The following is a 719-nucleotide window of genomic DNA, read 5'->3' on the forward strand; positions in this document are numbered from 1 at the left end:
CAGGGGCAGGAAGTCAAAGTCAGTTTGTGGGTCAGTCATGATCTGCGTCCGCAGTGTGTAAGTTGCGGACGCAATCTTGATCCCTGTTACCCGCAGGTTCCAGATGAGCCGAAATTACCGCTTACGAGCGTTCTGCAAACCGTTGGCGAGGGCTTCGAAGCTCTCGCCGCCCTCAACCACGCAGGCATACTCCCAGCGCGAGAATGCCAGCACGAAGTGATACAGCCGGTGCTCGAACGGAGCGCCGCCGATCGTCACGCACAACTTGCTCATATCGGTGAAGTCAGACAGCCCGCGCACGCCGGGCCGATGCTCCTGGGGGAAGAATATCTCCTGGCTGGGACCTTCGAGCGCCCGCCATTGAGAAATGCGTCGTTCCAGCGTGCGACGCATGCTGTCGGGATAGCAGCCCGGGTGATCATCCTGCAGCTTGCGCAGGATCGTGATGCCCATCAGATGGGGAGCGTTACGCAGCAACGGCACGACCTCGCTGTCCCAGACATCGGCGAACGGATCGGGACGGGTGCGCCAGGAGCGCTGCGGCTTCTGGGATGGCAACGTCGCGTCACGCTCAATGCGGCGTCCGCTGCGCACGCTTATTCCTGCCTTCGCGGCCGCGAGTTCCTGCGGATGGTGTTTGCGCTTGTTCATGTAGAGGCGAACCTGTTGGTCGGTGATGCGGGTTCCAGACATGTGCTGACCGCTTCTTCTTTAAGAAT

At 60.5% G+C, this 719-nt stretch carries 1 pseudogene; it reads right to left on the reverse strand.

The features are described 5' to 3' along the window. Positions 1-126 precede the first annotated feature (126 nt). Positions 127-693 (reverse strand): annotated as a pseudogene (locus tag AB4Y40_RS42775) (IS21 family transposase); the annotation flags it as partial. Positions 694-719 lie beyond the last annotated feature (26 nt).

Origin of the sequence: Paraburkholderia sp. EG287B (assembly GCF_040965595.1) — a bacterium.
GTDB lineage: Bacteria > Pseudomonadota > Gammaproteobacteria > Burkholderiales > Burkholderiaceae > Paraburkholderia.